At 27.3% G+C, this 14507-nt stretch carries 13 protein-coding genes and 1 riboswitch; of the genes, 5 read left to right on the plus strand and 8 right to left on the minus strand.

Annotated elements, in window-relative coordinates; genetic code table 11:
* Positions 1 to 38 precede the first annotated feature (38 nt).
* The 3 genes from E0D94_RS11595 to E0D94_RS11605 all read right to left on the minus strand — a co-directional run bounded on the left by E0D94_RS11595 (position 39) and on the right by E0D94_RS11605 (position 4596).
* Positions 39 to 1862 carry an ABC transporter ATP-binding protein gene (locus E0D94_RS11595; protein ID WP_130807727.1) on the minus strand — a complete coding sequence of 608 codons (1824 nt, stop codon included), beginning with the start codon at positions 1860 to 1862 and terminating at the stop codon, positions 39 to 41.
* Between the two features lie 14 nt (positions 1863 to 1876).
* Positions 1877 to 3676: an ABC transporter ATP-binding protein gene (locus E0D94_RS11600; protein WP_130807728.1), complete on the minus strand. Its 1800-nt coding sequence runs from the start codon at positions 3674 to 3676 to the stop codon at positions 1877 to 1879.
* A 293-nt stretch (positions 3677 to 3969) separates the two neighbouring features.
* Entirely contained in the window at positions 3970 to 4596 is a 627-nt protein-coding gene (locus tag E0D94_RS11605) for a regulatory protein RecX (RefSeq protein ID WP_130807729.1), read from the minus strand.
* 125 nt (positions 4597 to 4721) lie between these two features.
* Positions 4722 to 4822, plus strand: a riboswitch (SAM riboswitch).
* A 47-nt stretch (positions 4823 to 4869) separates the two neighbouring features.
* Between E0D94_RS11605 and E0D94_RS11610 the strand changes: the two genes are divergently transcribed.
* The 3 genes from E0D94_RS11610 to E0D94_RS11620 are packed head-to-tail and all read left to right on the plus strand — an operon-like array spanning position 4870 to position 7342.
* The gene (locus E0D94_RS11610) at positions 4870 to 5892 is read left to right on the plus strand and encodes a methionine ABC transporter ATP-binding protein (protein WP_130807730.1); all 1023 of its coding nucleotides are present in this window, start codon (positions 4870 to 4872) and stop codon (positions 5890 to 5892) included.
* Positions 5876 to 6529, plus strand: coding sequence for a methionine ABC transporter permease (locus E0D94_RS11615; protein ID WP_130807731.1), 654 nt, complete (start codon positions 5876 to 5878; stop codon positions 6527 to 6529). Before E0D94_RS11610 ends, E0D94_RS11615 begins: the two co-directional genes overlap by 17 nt.
* A 12-nt stretch (positions 6530 to 6541) precedes the next feature.
* Positions 6542 to 7342, plus strand: coding sequence for a MetQ/NlpA family ABC transporter substrate-binding protein (locus E0D94_RS11620; RefSeq protein WP_130807732.1), 801 nt, complete (start codon positions 6542 to 6544; stop codon positions 7340 to 7342).
* Positions 7343 to 7374: 32 nt separating this feature from the next.
* Here the strand turns inward: E0D94_RS11620 and E0D94_RS11625 are convergent, their stop codons facing one another.
* From E0D94_RS11625 to E0D94_RS11640, 4 genes are all read right to left on the minus strand, one after another.
* Positions 7375 to 8160: a family 1 encapsulin nanocompartment shell protein gene (locus E0D94_RS11625; RefSeq protein WP_130807733.1), complete on the minus strand. Its 786-nt coding sequence runs from the start codon at positions 8158 to 8160 to the stop codon at positions 7375 to 7377.
* 41 nt (positions 8161 to 8201) lie between these two features.
* A complete protein-coding gene (locus E0D94_RS11630; protein WP_130807734.1) occupies positions 8202 to 8552 on the minus strand; it encodes a ferritin-like domain-containing protein in 351 nt (116 codons plus the stop codon).
* An 88-nt stretch (positions 8553 to 8640) separates the two neighbouring features.
* Entirely contained in the window at positions 8641 to 10602 is a 1962-nt protein-coding gene (locus tag E0D94_RS11635; protein WP_130808231.1) for a fructose-1,6-bisphosphatase, read from the minus strand.
* A 107-nt stretch (positions 10603 to 10709) separates the two neighbouring features.
* Positions 10710 to 10916 (minus strand): hypothetical protein, encoded by a 207-nt coding sequence (locus E0D94_RS11640; RefSeq protein ID WP_130807735.1) that lies wholly within the window; start codon positions 10914 to 10916, stop codon positions 10710 to 10712.
* 104 nt (positions 10917 to 11020) lie between these two features.
* Here E0D94_RS11640 and E0D94_RS11645 point away from each other — a divergent pair, with 104 nt between their 5' ends.
* Positions 11021 to 11602: a DNA polymerase ligase N-terminal domain-containing protein gene (locus tag E0D94_RS11645; protein ID WP_130807736.1), complete on the plus strand. Its 582-nt coding sequence runs from the start codon at positions 11021 to 11023 to the stop codon at positions 11600 to 11602.
* Positions 11603 to 11604: 2 nt separating this feature from the next.
* Positions 11605 to 12471: a non-homologous end-joining DNA ligase gene (ligD, locus tag E0D94_RS11650; RefSeq protein ID WP_130807737.1), complete on the plus strand. Its 867-nt coding sequence runs from the start codon at positions 11605 to 11607 to the stop codon at positions 12469 to 12471.
* 182 nt (positions 12472 to 12653) lie between these two features.
* On the opposite strand, the gene feoB is transcribed toward ligD, so the two are convergent.
* The gene (gene feoB, locus E0D94_RS11655; protein ID WP_130807738.1) at positions 12654 to 14507 is read right to left on the minus strand and encodes a ferrous iron transport protein B; all 1854 of its coding nucleotides are present in this window, start codon (positions 14505 to 14507) and stop codon (positions 12654 to 12656) included.

The raw sequence follows: 14507 nt of genomic DNA on the forward strand, positions 1-14507 counted from the left end.
TAATATATTTACCTCATATTGTAAAAACTAAACTTATTTTAAATCCATGATTCTTTAGTATTTTGTTCTTCTAATTGGTTTGTATAAAGTTTGTAATAATAACCTTTTAATTTTAGTAGTTCCTTATGATTTCCATGCTCTATTATCTTACCTTTTTTAACTACTAGTATTTTATCTGCATTTATTATAGTAGATAATCTATGAGCAATTATGAAACTAGTCCTATTATTTAAAACTTTTTCTATTGCATCTTGTATTTTTTTCTCAGTTTCTGTATCAATAGATGAGGTTGCTTCATCTAATACAAATATTGAAGGATTAGAGACTATAGCACGAGCAAAAGATACTAATTGCTTTTGACCAGTAGATAGTTTCCCTCCACCTTCACCAACTTCAGTATCATATTTCTTTTCTAGTTTCTCAATAAATTCATGAGCATTTACTCTTTTCGCAGCTTCTATTATTTGATTTTCACTTGTATTTTTGGATCCATAACGTATATTTTCTCTTATAGTTCCACTAAAAAGATGCGGACTCTGAAGAACATATCCTATATTAGAATGTAACCAAGACAATGATCTGCTTTTATAATCTACTCCATCAATCAAAATCTTCCCCTCAGTTGGCTCATAAAATCTACATGCTAAATTAACTATTGTACTCTTTCCTGAACCTGTTTCACCAACTAAGGCAACTGTCTCCCCTGCGTTAATTTTCAAATTAAAGTTATCTAACACTTTTTCTCCATTTTGATATTGAAATGATACATTTTTAAACTCTATATCACCTTTAATATTCTCCCAATTTTCTTCTCTAGGATTTAAAATATCTCCATATTTTAGCATAACATCTTTAGTATCTTTTATGTCTGGAGTCATTTCTACTAATGACAGTACTCTTTCAGCAGAAGCCTGAGCAGATTGTAGCTCTGCAAATACACGAGCTAGCTCTCTAACTGGCTCAAAGAACAATGCTGTATAGGATAGAAATGCTACAAGTGTACCATAGCTAATATCCCCAAAAACTACACCTCTTCCTCCAAACCATAATGCAAGTCCAGTACCTATACTGCCAAGTGTTAGTACTATTGGCAAAAATAAAGCAGAAAATATTGCAGCTCTTATGGATATAAATTTCATACTTGAAGTATAATTTTTAAATTCCTTTAAATTTTCTTCTTCTCTAACTAAAGTTTTTGTGGTTTTAGCTCCAGATATACCTTCACTAAATGCACCTGTAATTTGTGAATTTAATCTTCTTACCCCTCTATAAGAATTTAATATTTTCTTTTGAAAATAAACACTTATAATAGCTAATACAGGAACAACTGAAAGTGTTATAAGAGCAAGTTTAAAGTTTAAAACAAATAAAACTATTCCTACTCCTAACATAAATGTAAGTCCCCATGCAGAATCTACAATCCCCCAGGATATAGTTTCTCCCAACCTTCTTACATCAGAAGTCATTCTTGCCATAATCCACCCTATTGGTGTTTTATCATAATAAGTAAATGATAGTTCTTGTAGCTTTTTAAAACCTAATTTTCTTATATCATATTGAATTCCCATTTCTACTTTCCCTGCAACTGCAATAAAAGCACCTACATTTATAACTTGAATTAATATTAAAACTAAATATATAAAGGAAAAACGAATTAAACCATCTGTATTACCTGGTACAACATAATGATCAATTGCCCTTTTTGTCATCAAGGGAAATATTATATCTATAGCTGCTACACTCAGCATTACAAATCCTAATAAGTATAAATGTTTCTTATAATTTTTCATATATTTAAATATTCGTTTCCAAATACCTATATTTAAATTTTTACTATATTCTTCTTCCTTAAAACCTGTCATATTGTCACCTCATTTTATACTATATTTTCTTTTTCAAAATTTTGACCATTTTGAATTTCAAATACCTTTTTATATAAACCATTTCTTTTAATTAATTGATTATGATTTCCCATTTCAACAATTTTACCATCTTCTAGTATTATAATTCTATCTGCTTCAGCTACAGTAGTAATTCTATGGGAAATTATAAATGTAGTTACATCTTTTTTTCTCATTTTCAAAGCATTTCTTATTGTTAAATCAGTTTCTGTATCTACTGCACTTAATGAATCATCAAAAATCAATATTGGGCTATCATTTATAATAGTTCTTGCTATTGCTATTCTTTGTTTTTGTCCACCAGATAAAGTAACTCCTTTTTCTCCTACAGGAGTTTCATAACCTTTATTAAAGCCTAATATTACATTGTGTATAGATGCAATTCTAGCAGAGTCAACAATTTGATTTTCTTTTGCTTTTGAATTTGTAATACTTATATTATCTTTTATACTTCTTGAATATAAGAATGGCTCTTGTAATACTATTCCTATATTTTTTCTAATCCATTTTTTATCTATATTTTTTAATTCTATATCATCAATTTTTATTGATCCTGAATCATAATCATATAACCTAGCAAGTAAATGGACTAATGAAGATTTACCAGAACCAGTTTTCCCCATTATTGCAATTGTCTCTCCTTTTTTCACTTTAAAAGAGACGTTACTTAATATTTTATTATAATTATCATATGAAAAAGAAACATTATTAAATTCAATATCTCCATTTATCTTTGGCATGATCTCATGACTTTCTTTTTGCTCAATAGGATTTTCCAATATCTCTCCTATTCTATCTAGTGAAACTAAAGACTTCCCTAAATCAGTTAAAATTCTACCTAATTGTCTTACAGGCCATAAAAGCATTCCTTCATATGTAGTAAATACAACTAATGTCCCAAGGGTTATTTCATTATTAACAGTCCAATAAACTCCTAATATTAAAACAAGCCCAATTTGTATTAAACTTAACAGATCAGATAAAGCCCAATATCCTGCTAAAAGCTTAATTAATTTATAGGTTAAATGTCTAAAGTTTTCATTCTTTTCATCAAATTTTTCTATTTCAAATTTTTCTTTTGAAAAAGCTCTTACCACCCTTACACCATTTAAATTTTCTTGAAGAACTGTTGATAATTCTGCTTCAGCTTCATCAGAAAGTTTAAATGCTTTCTTTACCATCAAAAAGAATATTACTGAAAAAGAAAATATTATTGGTACTAGTGACATTGATATTAATGCCATTTTAACATCCAACGAGAACATTATTATACCGATAAATATAAGCATAAAAACTGCTCTTCCTATTTCTACAAATTGTATAGCTAAAAACTTTCTAATTGTATCTAAATCAGATGTACATCTTTGAATAAGATCTCCAGTTTCTGCCTTAACATGGTAATTATAAGGTAAGTTTTGAATATGATCATATAATTTTTCCCTAATATTCTTAGCTATAGATTCTGCAGCACTATTTGACCATTTTCCTTTTGTATATAAAAATATACCTTGAATTATAGTAAGAAAAATTAATGCAAATGCTAATATCCATAAATTTGTTTTAAGTACTGCTACTCCTCCAATACTATCAATCATATTAACAATTATATTTGGTGCATCTATAGGTTTGTCACCAATAACTGAATCAATTGAAATTTTTAATACCAAAGGGTTAATTATTGATGCTAATGTTGCAATACCTATACTCAATATAGAAGATAAATAAAGCAACTTATTTCCTTTCATAAATTTCCATAATAATTTTAAACCATTCAATTTTTTCACACTCCTTATTCATAAAAAAAGACGACAGATTTATAAATCCATCGCCTTTAATACATAATTATTTTTATTTTCTTATAATTAGACATAAAAAAACCATAGATATTTACATACCTACAGATAAAATTAAGTTGATATTAGATATAACTTGTGTAGGTCGTATTATATTTAATTTTTATAAATTTATTAATATTGAGCATTTTCATTTTTACGACCTCCTTTAAAGTTATTTACCAATATAATTATAATATAATTTTTAGAAAATTTCAAGTATTTTTAAAAAATATTTATTTCAGAGTGTTTTCTATAGCTTTTTTTACTATATCATAACTAAAACCTTTATATGTTAAATGTCTTGCTAATTTTTGATAAACCTTATTTCTATCTTTATCTTTAATAGTTTTTATCTTTTTCTTAGAAAGAAATATTGCATTTTCTAATTCTAAATCATTATCCTCTAACTTAGAGATCTCTTCTTGAGCAACCCTTTCATCTATTCCTTTTTTTATTAAATCATAATATATTTTTCTTTTTCCAAAGTGACTTAAGTTTCTCTTATCTTTTATAATAGAATTAGCTAAATTTTCATCATTTACTAGATTGTATTCCTTTAAATTTTTAATAACTTTATTAATTATATCTTCATTAAAATCATATTTTTTTAATTTGATATTTAAATTTTTTTCACTTTGTGGAGCTGCGCTTATTATTTGTAATGCTTTATTTTTGCATTTTATAAAATCTTCCTTTAAAATCATTTCATTTAATATACTTTTCTCGACATCTTTTCCAATATATAGATTTAATCCAAAACTTATTTCTTTCAATGTAGTTTTAAAATACTCCCCATCTATATATATATGAACTCTTTCTGTTGTTTTTTTAGAATCTTTAATATCTGTAATTTTAGGCATTTCATTTACCTCCTTATATCTGTTAAGAATATTATCTCATAAACTTCTTCTAAAAAAAAGAATATTTCTTGTTGACATATAATAATTATAGATATATAATTTAAAACAATAAAAAAATATCGAAACTCTTATCTAGAGAGGTGGAGGGACTGGCCCTATGAAACCCAGCAACCAATGCATTATGCATAAGGTGCTAATTCCAGCGGCGTATGCCGAAAGATGAGAGAGGAAAATCCTCTTTCATAGAGGATTTTTTTTATTAAGGAGGAAAATATGATAAAACTTAAAAATGTATATAAAGAGTATAAAACTAAAGACAAAAATATAATAGCTCTTAAAGATATAAATTTAAATATTAAAAATGGAGAAATTTACGGAATTATTGGCCTAAGTGGTGCTGGTAAATCATCTCTTATAAGAACTATTAATAGATTAGAAAATGTTGATAAAGGGAATATTTATATAAATAATATTGATATTACTAATTTAAATAAAAAAGAATTATTAGAAACAAGAAAAAAAATAGGTATGATTTTTCAGCATTTTGATTTATTGAGTTCAAAAAATGTATTTCAAAACGTTGCATTTCCCTTACAAATTGCAAAAGTAGATAAGAATGAGATATCTGAAAGAGTAAATAACTTATTAGAACTTGTAGGACTAAGTGATAAAAAACATGCTTATCCATCACAATTAAGTGGAGGACAAAAACAAAGAGTTGCAATAGCAAGAGCTCTAGCAAATAAACCTAATCTATTATTATCAGATGAAGCTACATCTGCACTTGATCCTGAAACAACAAAATCAATATTGGAACTTTTAAGAAAGTTACAAAAAACATTAAACCTTACAATCATTATGATAACTCATGAAATGGAAGTTGTTAAAAGAACTTGTGATAAAGTCGCTGTTATGGAAAGTGGAGAAATTATAGAAAAGGGTAATGTAGATGAAGTATTTTTCAATCCTAAAACAGATATTACTAAAAGACTTATAGAATCTATGCATAATGATGATATAGAAGAGTTAGATATTACTAATACTGAAAACTCAAAATTATTTAAATTAACTTTTATAGGAGAATCTTCAAAAAAGCCTATAATATCAACAATAGTGAAAAAATTTAATGTAGAAATAAATATTCTTTCTGGAAATATAGATAAACTTATAAGTACAAGTGTTGGTAATTTAACCATACAAATAAATGGTAATCAGGAAGAAATAAATAAAAGTATAAGCTTTTTAAATAAAAATAATGTGAAATCAGAGGTGATAACAAATGAAAGAAATATTTAATCTTATATATACTCCCCTATTAGAAACATTATTTATGGTATCATTATCTTCTATATTTGGGTTTTTACTAGGCTTTCCATTAGGTATAATACTATTTATTACTCAAAAAAATAGTTTAGTGCCTAATTTAAAATTAAATAGTATATTAGACTTTATTGTAAATATTGGAAGATCTTTTCCATTTATAATTCTTATGTTAATATTATCACCTTTATCAAAATTAATTGTAGGTACTTCCATTGGAAATACAGCAACTATAGTTCCACTATCTATAGCTGCAGCTCCTTTTATTGCACGTGTAGTTGAATCTTCATTAAAAGAAGTAAGTTATGGAGTAATAGAAGCATCTTTATCTATGGGAGCCACTACAAGACAAATAATATTTAAAGTTTTAGTCCCTGAAGCTTTACCTTCATTAATATTAGGTATGACTTTAACTATTATAAATTTAATTGGCTATTCAGCTATAGCAGGAGCTATTGGAGCTGGAGGTCTTGGGTATTTAGCAATAAGATATGGTTATTATGGTTTTGATGCAAGTGTAATGATTATTGCAGTTATAGCCATAATAGTATTAGTTCAAGGTGTTCAATCTTTAGGTAATAAAATAGCATTTAAGTTATTAGAAAATCGTTAGGAGTGTGGTAAAATGAAAAAGTTATTAATCGTATTATCTTTAGTAACATTAATCTTTGTAGGATGTGGTAACGAAACAGATAAAAAAGAAGATGTTAGCAACTTAAAAATAGGAGCAACTCCTATTCCTCATGCTGAACTATTAAATGAAGTAAAAGAAAAATTAGCAGATGATGGTATAACTTTAGAAATAGTTGAATTTACTGATTATGTAAAACCAAATTTAGCTCTTTCAGATGGTGAATTAGATGCAAATTTCTTTCAACATACACCTTATCTTGAAGACTTTAATGAAAAAAATGATACTGATCTAGTTGAACTTGCAAAGATTCATGTAGAACCACTAGGTCTATATTCTGACAAATATGAAGATGTTGAAAAAATTGAAAAAGGAAGTACAATTGCTATACCAAATGATCCTACAAATGGAGGTCGTGCTCTTTTACTTTTAGAAAATGAGGGATTAATAAAATTAGATAAAGAAGCAGGTTTACTTGCAACAGAGAAAGACATAGTAGAAAACCCTAAGGAGTTAGAATTTAAAGCTCTTGAATCAGCTCAAATACCAAGGTCACTTGGTGATGTGGACTTAGCTGTAATAAATGGGAATTATGCATTAGAAGCTGATTTAGTACCTACAGAAGATGCTATATTACTTGAAGGAAAAGATTCTCCTTATGCTAATGTAATAGCTATAAGACCAGAAGATAAAGATAATGAAAGTTTAAAAGTTTTAGTTGAAGCTCTTCAAAGTGATGAAATTAAAAACTTTATAAAAGAAAATTATGATGGTGGTGTAGTTACTGCATATTAAAAAGACTCCCTAGGAGTCTTTTTAATATGCTCTTATAGAGTAAATTCTATAATTATATCAGGATCTAATACTCTAAATGTAAATGATTCTGTTATAAAGAATTTAACTTTTTCATTATCACTATTTTGATATCCTATAGACAGATCTTTCCCTATAGTCATTTCTAAGTCTTCATGATTATAAGGTAATAAATATGCTCCATCTACTACATGACTATATACAACTTCTGTTCCTAATAAATCTTCTAATCTTTTAAGTAATGGATATCCCATACAATTTGAGTTTATTCTTTGATATGCTTCTTCACCTACAATAAGAACATAAGGCTTACCAGCAAATGCTCTATTAAGCTTTATTATAGCTTGAGATACTGATTTTAATATATCATCTCCGCTATTACCAAAGCTCATTTTTTCTTGAGAAGAAGCGTCTTTAAGACCTTCTATCATTCCTTTTTTAAATCCATTAAAAATAGCTTCTTCTTCAAATAAAGCTATTTTTTTAGCAGCTTCCTCAAGATTATCTAACTCAACATCCTTTGCTCCTCTTTCTAAATTATCCATTTCCCATCTATTTAATTCAAACTCTACTCTAGATTCAACTAAAGGTTTTACTTTATATACTCCTGAGCATACTTCTTCTTCACCTTCAATAGGCTCTAATCGTCCTTCTGAAATTGCATTATACTCCCAACCTTTTGGTCCTGAAACATTCACTACTTTTCTTGCAGATAAATAATTTGAAAGTACTTCTTTTGCTCTGTCATCAATTTCTTCCCACATATTCTCTGATATAGGTGCTAAATTTCTTTTTAACATAACAACTCTCCTTTCAATAAAATACAACTAAATAAATAATATTATTTTAATTTTCCAATTCCTAAATCAGTATTGCTATCCCCTTCATCTTCTTCAGCTTCAGCTTTTTCTTCTACTTCAAGAATTGGATCATCAGTAAATAAATAAGTTCTTAATTCTTCATCCCATCCATCCATATTTCTTCTTAACCATTCTAATGTCATAGCTACGTGTTCTATTTCTTCATCTCTATTATGTGCCATAACAGCTTTTAATTGTTCATCTGTAGCAGCAGCAACTCTTTGATGATACCAATCTACTGCCTCTACCTCTTCTCTTAAACTATTTAATGCTCTAACACAATCTTTAGTGTGCTCATCTAATAACTCCATTGGCTCATGATAATCTTTCATATTAAAACCCCTCCTAATATAATAAGTCTTTCCTTAACAAATATTACCCTGAATATTCTTTGTTAAACAAAAATCTATTTCAAAAAAATTATTGTACGTTTTCATTGATTAATCCCATTCTATAAGCTGACAATAACTTTTTAAGATATTCTACTCTTTCCTCCAACTCTTTACCTTTATCAGTATCATATATATATTTTCTCTTATCCATTTTTTCAAGTAATTCTAATGTTGACAATATATCCTTTTCTTCTTTAATTGCCTTTATCTTAGACTCAAATGGTTCATGAGATGCAAGTCTAATTCCATATGAATTATATATTAATGTATATCCTGCAAGTCCTGTTTTTGATTGATAGGCTTTTGAAAATCCACCGTCAATAACTAGTAATTTACCATTAGCTTTTATTGGACTTTCTCCACTTGAAGCCTTTACAGGGACATGTCCATTTATTATGTGTGATGAGTAAGGATTTAAATCAAATTCTTCTAATATATTATTTAATACATTTTCATTATCTCTAAATTTATAATATGGATCCTTTTTTTCAATATGAGCCATTTTATCATCAATAAAATACCTCTCAAAAGTAGTCATCTTATCCTTGCCAAAAAGTGGAGAATTGCCATTACACCATAAATACCACATTATATCTTCCCCATATAATTTTTTATCTATTTGATCCTTATTAAAATAAAACATTCTAGCTAGAAAATCAAATTTATCAAATAATTTTTTTCCATACAGTTTTTCATCTCCTAACTCAACTTTTCTAAATTCTCCTTTATCATTTAATGGTATGCAACTATGATATAAAAGATTTGAATTATATTTTAAATACATACTTCCGTTAGAATAGAGAAACTTTATATGTTTTTGCAGTTTATCACTTTCTAAAAAACATGCTTTTATTCTATTTAGTATCCTCTCTTCTTCTTTAGTTAATATATATGGATTATTCGGATCTATAGTAGGAAAGTTTTTATCATTTAATCTGTAATTTTTACCTTCTATTATAATATTAAAAATATTATAATCTATTTTATCAAGTAAAAGTCTATGGTCCATTTTATAATTGGAACTTTTTTTTATAATTTGTCCTTCTATTTTAAATTGAATGATAGCAATTGCTTTATGCATTTTTGAAAGTAATTCTAAGTCTTTTTCTTGATAATAATTTTCTATAGGTTTTTTAGGAATAAAGTTTTTACATTCATCATCTTTATATATATCAAGTGCAAATGTAGCAAGAGGCAATAAGTTTATTCCATATCCTTCTTCTAATGTAGCTAAATTTGCATACCTTAAAGCTATTCTTACTACATTTGTAATACAAGCAAGTGAACCTGCTGCTGCTCCCATCCATAATATATCATGATTTCCCCATTGTATATCTGTAAAGCTTCTTCTTAGTATTAAATCATCTAATATTTTATGAGATGATGGCCCTCTGTCATATATATCTCCAATTATATGAAGTCTATCAATTGCAAGTCTCTGAATTAAATTTGAAATAGCTATTATAAATTCATCTGCTCTATCTATATCTATTATAGTATGGATAATATTATGAAAATAATCATGCTTATTCAGTCTTTCTTCTTCTTCATGTAATAATTCTTCTATTATATAAGAAAAATCCTTAGGTAACATTTTTCTTACTCTTGAACGTGTATATTTTGAAGAAACAACTCTACAAATCTTTATTAATCTTATTAATGTATCCTTATACCAACTATCTATATCACTTATTTCCTTTTTTATTAAATCTAGTTTTTCTTCTGGATAGTATAAAAGTGTAGCTAATTTTTTCTTTTCTTTATTATTTAATTCGTCATCAAAAAGATCATCTATTTTAAGCTTTAAAACTCCTGAGGCATTTCTAAGTACATAACTAAAAGCTTCATATTCCCCATGAATATCAGTTAGAAAATGCTCAGTACCTTTAGGAAGATTTAATATTGCATTCAAGTTTATTATTTCAGATGAAACTGAAGATATCGTTGGATATTCTTCAGATAATAATTTCAAATAATTCTTATCTTTCATTAATTCGTCTATTTTGACTTTATTCAATCTTCTCACCTCATTTATTATGTATTATTTATATATAGTATAGCACAATTAAAACGAATAAAATAGATGGATTTATCCATCTATTTATTAAATAACTTTTTTAGAAATCCTGTTTTCTTAGGTTTTTCCAGAGATGATTCTTCTTTTAAAAACACCCATTTAGACTTTGCTTGCTCTTCTCCACCAACACATTTATTGCCTTCTATATAATATTCATTATTTTCTTTTTTTAAAGTTACAAAGCAATTCCTTCCACAACCTTCACATTGCAATTTATTGTCTTCCATTTATAATTCCTCCAATCATGTCTAAATATATTATAACATCTTATTATAAATATTTAAGTTTATATTTATATTTTTTTGGTACATAAATAATAGGAGATGATTAAATGGAAAAAGATAATTTAAAGGAATATAAAAATAAAAGAAACTTTAATAATACAACTGAGCCTAAAGGTAAAAAAATAAAAAGAAATGATGTACTTATATTTGTAATTCAAAAACATGATGCAACTAATCTTCACTACGATTTTAGAATTGAAGTTGATGGAGTTTTAAAATCTTGGGCTATACCTAAAGGTCCTTCAACGGATCCAAGTCAAAGACGACTTGCGATGCCTACAGAAGATCATCCTTTTGAATATAAAGATTTTGAAGGAGTAATATCTAAAAATAACTATGGGGCTGGAGAAGTTATAATATGGGATAGAGGTACTTATTACAATCTTAAAGAAAATAACTCTCCAACAATAAAAGAATCATTAGAAAAGGGACATGTAACTATATTTTTAGAAGGAGAGAAACTTAAAGGTGGTTATGCTTTAATTAGGACCTCTAAAGGAAAAGATGAACGCTGGATTTTAGTTAAAATGAAAGATGATTATGCTGATGCTAGAAGAAATCCTACTAGCACCGAAAATAAATCGGTTATATCAGGAAAAACAATAGATGATCTAAAGGAAGAATCATAAATATGAATGTAAATAATAAAGATATTAATATAAAAAATGAAACTAAAATAATCTTTCCTAAATCTAATATATCTAAAAAAGATTTAATAAATTATTTTTTAAAAATATCAAATTATATAATACCCCATATAGAAAATAGACCTCTAACTATGCACAGATTCCCTAATGGAATAAATGATATAAATTTTTATGAAAAACAAATACCTTCATATTTTCCAAATTGGTTTGATAGAGTTGACATTAAAAATAAAGATAAAGGTCATACAATATATCCTATATGCAATAACAAACACTCTTTAGTTTATTTAGCTAATCAAGCTTGTATATCTCATCATATTTGGCTCAGTCAAAAAGATAGTCTTGATTATCCAGATAAAATAATATTTGATTTGGATCCTCCTGAAAACAAAGATTTTAGTTTAGTAATAAAGGCTGCTAAAGATTTGAAAAAATTATTAGATTCTAAAAAATTATCTACTTATATAATGACTACAGGTTCACACGGTCTTCATATTGTAGTTCCAATTATACAAGAGTATGATTTTGAAGAAACAAGATCTTTTGCTAAAGGCATAGCAAAAAAATTAGTTGAAAAAAATAGTGATTTATACACTATTGAACAAAGAAAAGATAAAAGAAATAATAAAATATTTATTGATTATTTAAGAAACTCATATGGTCAAACTTCAATTGCACCTTATAGTATACGAGATAAAGATGATGCTCCTATAGCAACACCAATTGATTGGGATGAATTAGATAACAAACTTTCTGCTACAAAATACAATATATCAAATATATTTAGACGTTTAGGACAAAAGCAAGATCCTTGGAAAAATATTTATAATAATAAAAATAAGATAAAGTAAAAAAGTTGGGATATATTATCCCAACTTTTTGAATAAAGAACAACCTTTACATTCTGAACATTTTTTTAAAAGTATAGTATTACACCTTGGACACCTAATTAAATTAGGATTCTTTATTTTATTGTTACACTCAGAACAAATCCTTACTCCTTCTGTAGTGTTACATTTCATTTAATCATCTCCTAAGAAAAAGTACTCAATATAAAGTATAATGCTCCTCCAGTTAAAAATGCTATTACCCAGCTTGATATCCAAATAGCTACAGCTTCAAATTTACTTCTTTCCTTAAGCATAATCATCATAGCAGCTATACAAGGTACAAAAAGTGTAATTGTTACTAATGAAACTAATATTTGATCTGGAGTTAAAGCCATTGAATTTAACCCTGCTACTCCAAAATCACGTCTAACTATTCCCATTATAAATGCTGTAGCAGCTTCTTTAGGTAACCCTAAGAATCCAGTTGTTATTGGAGCTACTAAGTCTTGAATAGCTGTAAGTATTCCACTATATTGAAGAATAGTTATCACAACTGCTCCTATTATAAATATAGGACCTGCTTCTTTTATAAAAGATACTGATTTTATATAAGTTTTTCTTAATACATTGCTTATTCGTGGCAATCTTAATGGTGGTAAATCTATCAATAGGTCTGTAGATTCCCCTGGTAATATTTTATTTAAAATAGTTCCTGCAAGTACATATACTAAAAATATAGTTAATCCATATATTACAAAATATTTAGCACCTAATGGTGCAATAAGTCCCATAATAACACCTAATTGTGCTGAACAAGGTATTGCAAGTCCTAATAAAAATACTGCTATTATACGTTCCCTTTTCGAACCTAAAAGTCTTGTTGTTATTGTAGCCATTGTAACGCATCCAAAACCTAATATCATAGGAATCACAGCCCTACCATTTAGTCCAAGTCCTGTAAGCATTCTATCAACTAGTGCTGCTATTCTAGGTAAATACCCTGAATCTTCAAGTATTGATAAAAATAAATAAAATCCTATTATAAGAGGTAATAATAACCCAAAAGTATATGTTACTGACATAGTAAGTACTCCAAATTCACCAATTAATACTTGTCCTATAAATGAAGATGGAGAAATAAAATTATCTACAATTCCTCTTATAAATGGTTCATACGTCTCTATAAATATTGTTTCTTCTGTTATGCCTACAACTGTTTGAGCTATAAATACTCCTACAAATTCATATAATAAAAATAACACACCTATTAACATTGGTATCCCAGTAAGTGGTCTTAACATAAGTCTACCAAGTGTTGTTTTAAAACTCACACTATCTGTGGTTTCAGTTACAACTTTATCAATTATTTGATTTACTCTTTCACGTCTATCCATATAGATTTGATCTCTATAGTCTATATCTTTAATATTATTTTTAGCAGATACATGTGGATCTCCTTCCATTATAAGTACTGCTTCTGCTCTATTAGTAGCATTCTTTGTTATATCTTTTAATATTTTTTCTAATTTTATACTGCTATTTCCCACTTTAGCAAGATTAATAGAATCTTTTACCTCTTTAAGACCTTCTCCTTTTGGAGCAACGGTCGGTATTACAGGTACTCCCAATTCTTTACCTAATAAATCTAAATCTATTTTCAAACCATTTTTTTTAGCCTCATCCATCATATTTATGGCAACTATAGTAGGTATACCCATATCTATTACTTGTTGGGTTAAAAACAAATCTCTTTCTAAATGTACAGCATCTATAACATTTATAACTACATCTGCTGATGCTATAGCATCTCTTGCAACTATTTCTTCATCATTAAATGAAGATACTCCATATACACCTGGTGTGTCAATTATAACATCATCTTTATATTTTCCTGAACTAATATCTAATGTAGTACCTGGAAAATTTGATACATCTACATATACTCCTGTAAAGGAATTAAAAAATATAGATTTACCAACATTTGGATTTCCTGTAAGTACAATTTTTTTTGCACCTTCTGGGATATCTATTTGATGACTTATATTACAGCAATCCAT

The organism is Senegalia massiliensis (assembly GCF_900626135.1).
Taxonomy (GTDB): Bacteria; Bacillota; Clostridia; order Tissierellales; family SIT17; genus Anaeromonas; species Anaeromonas massiliensis.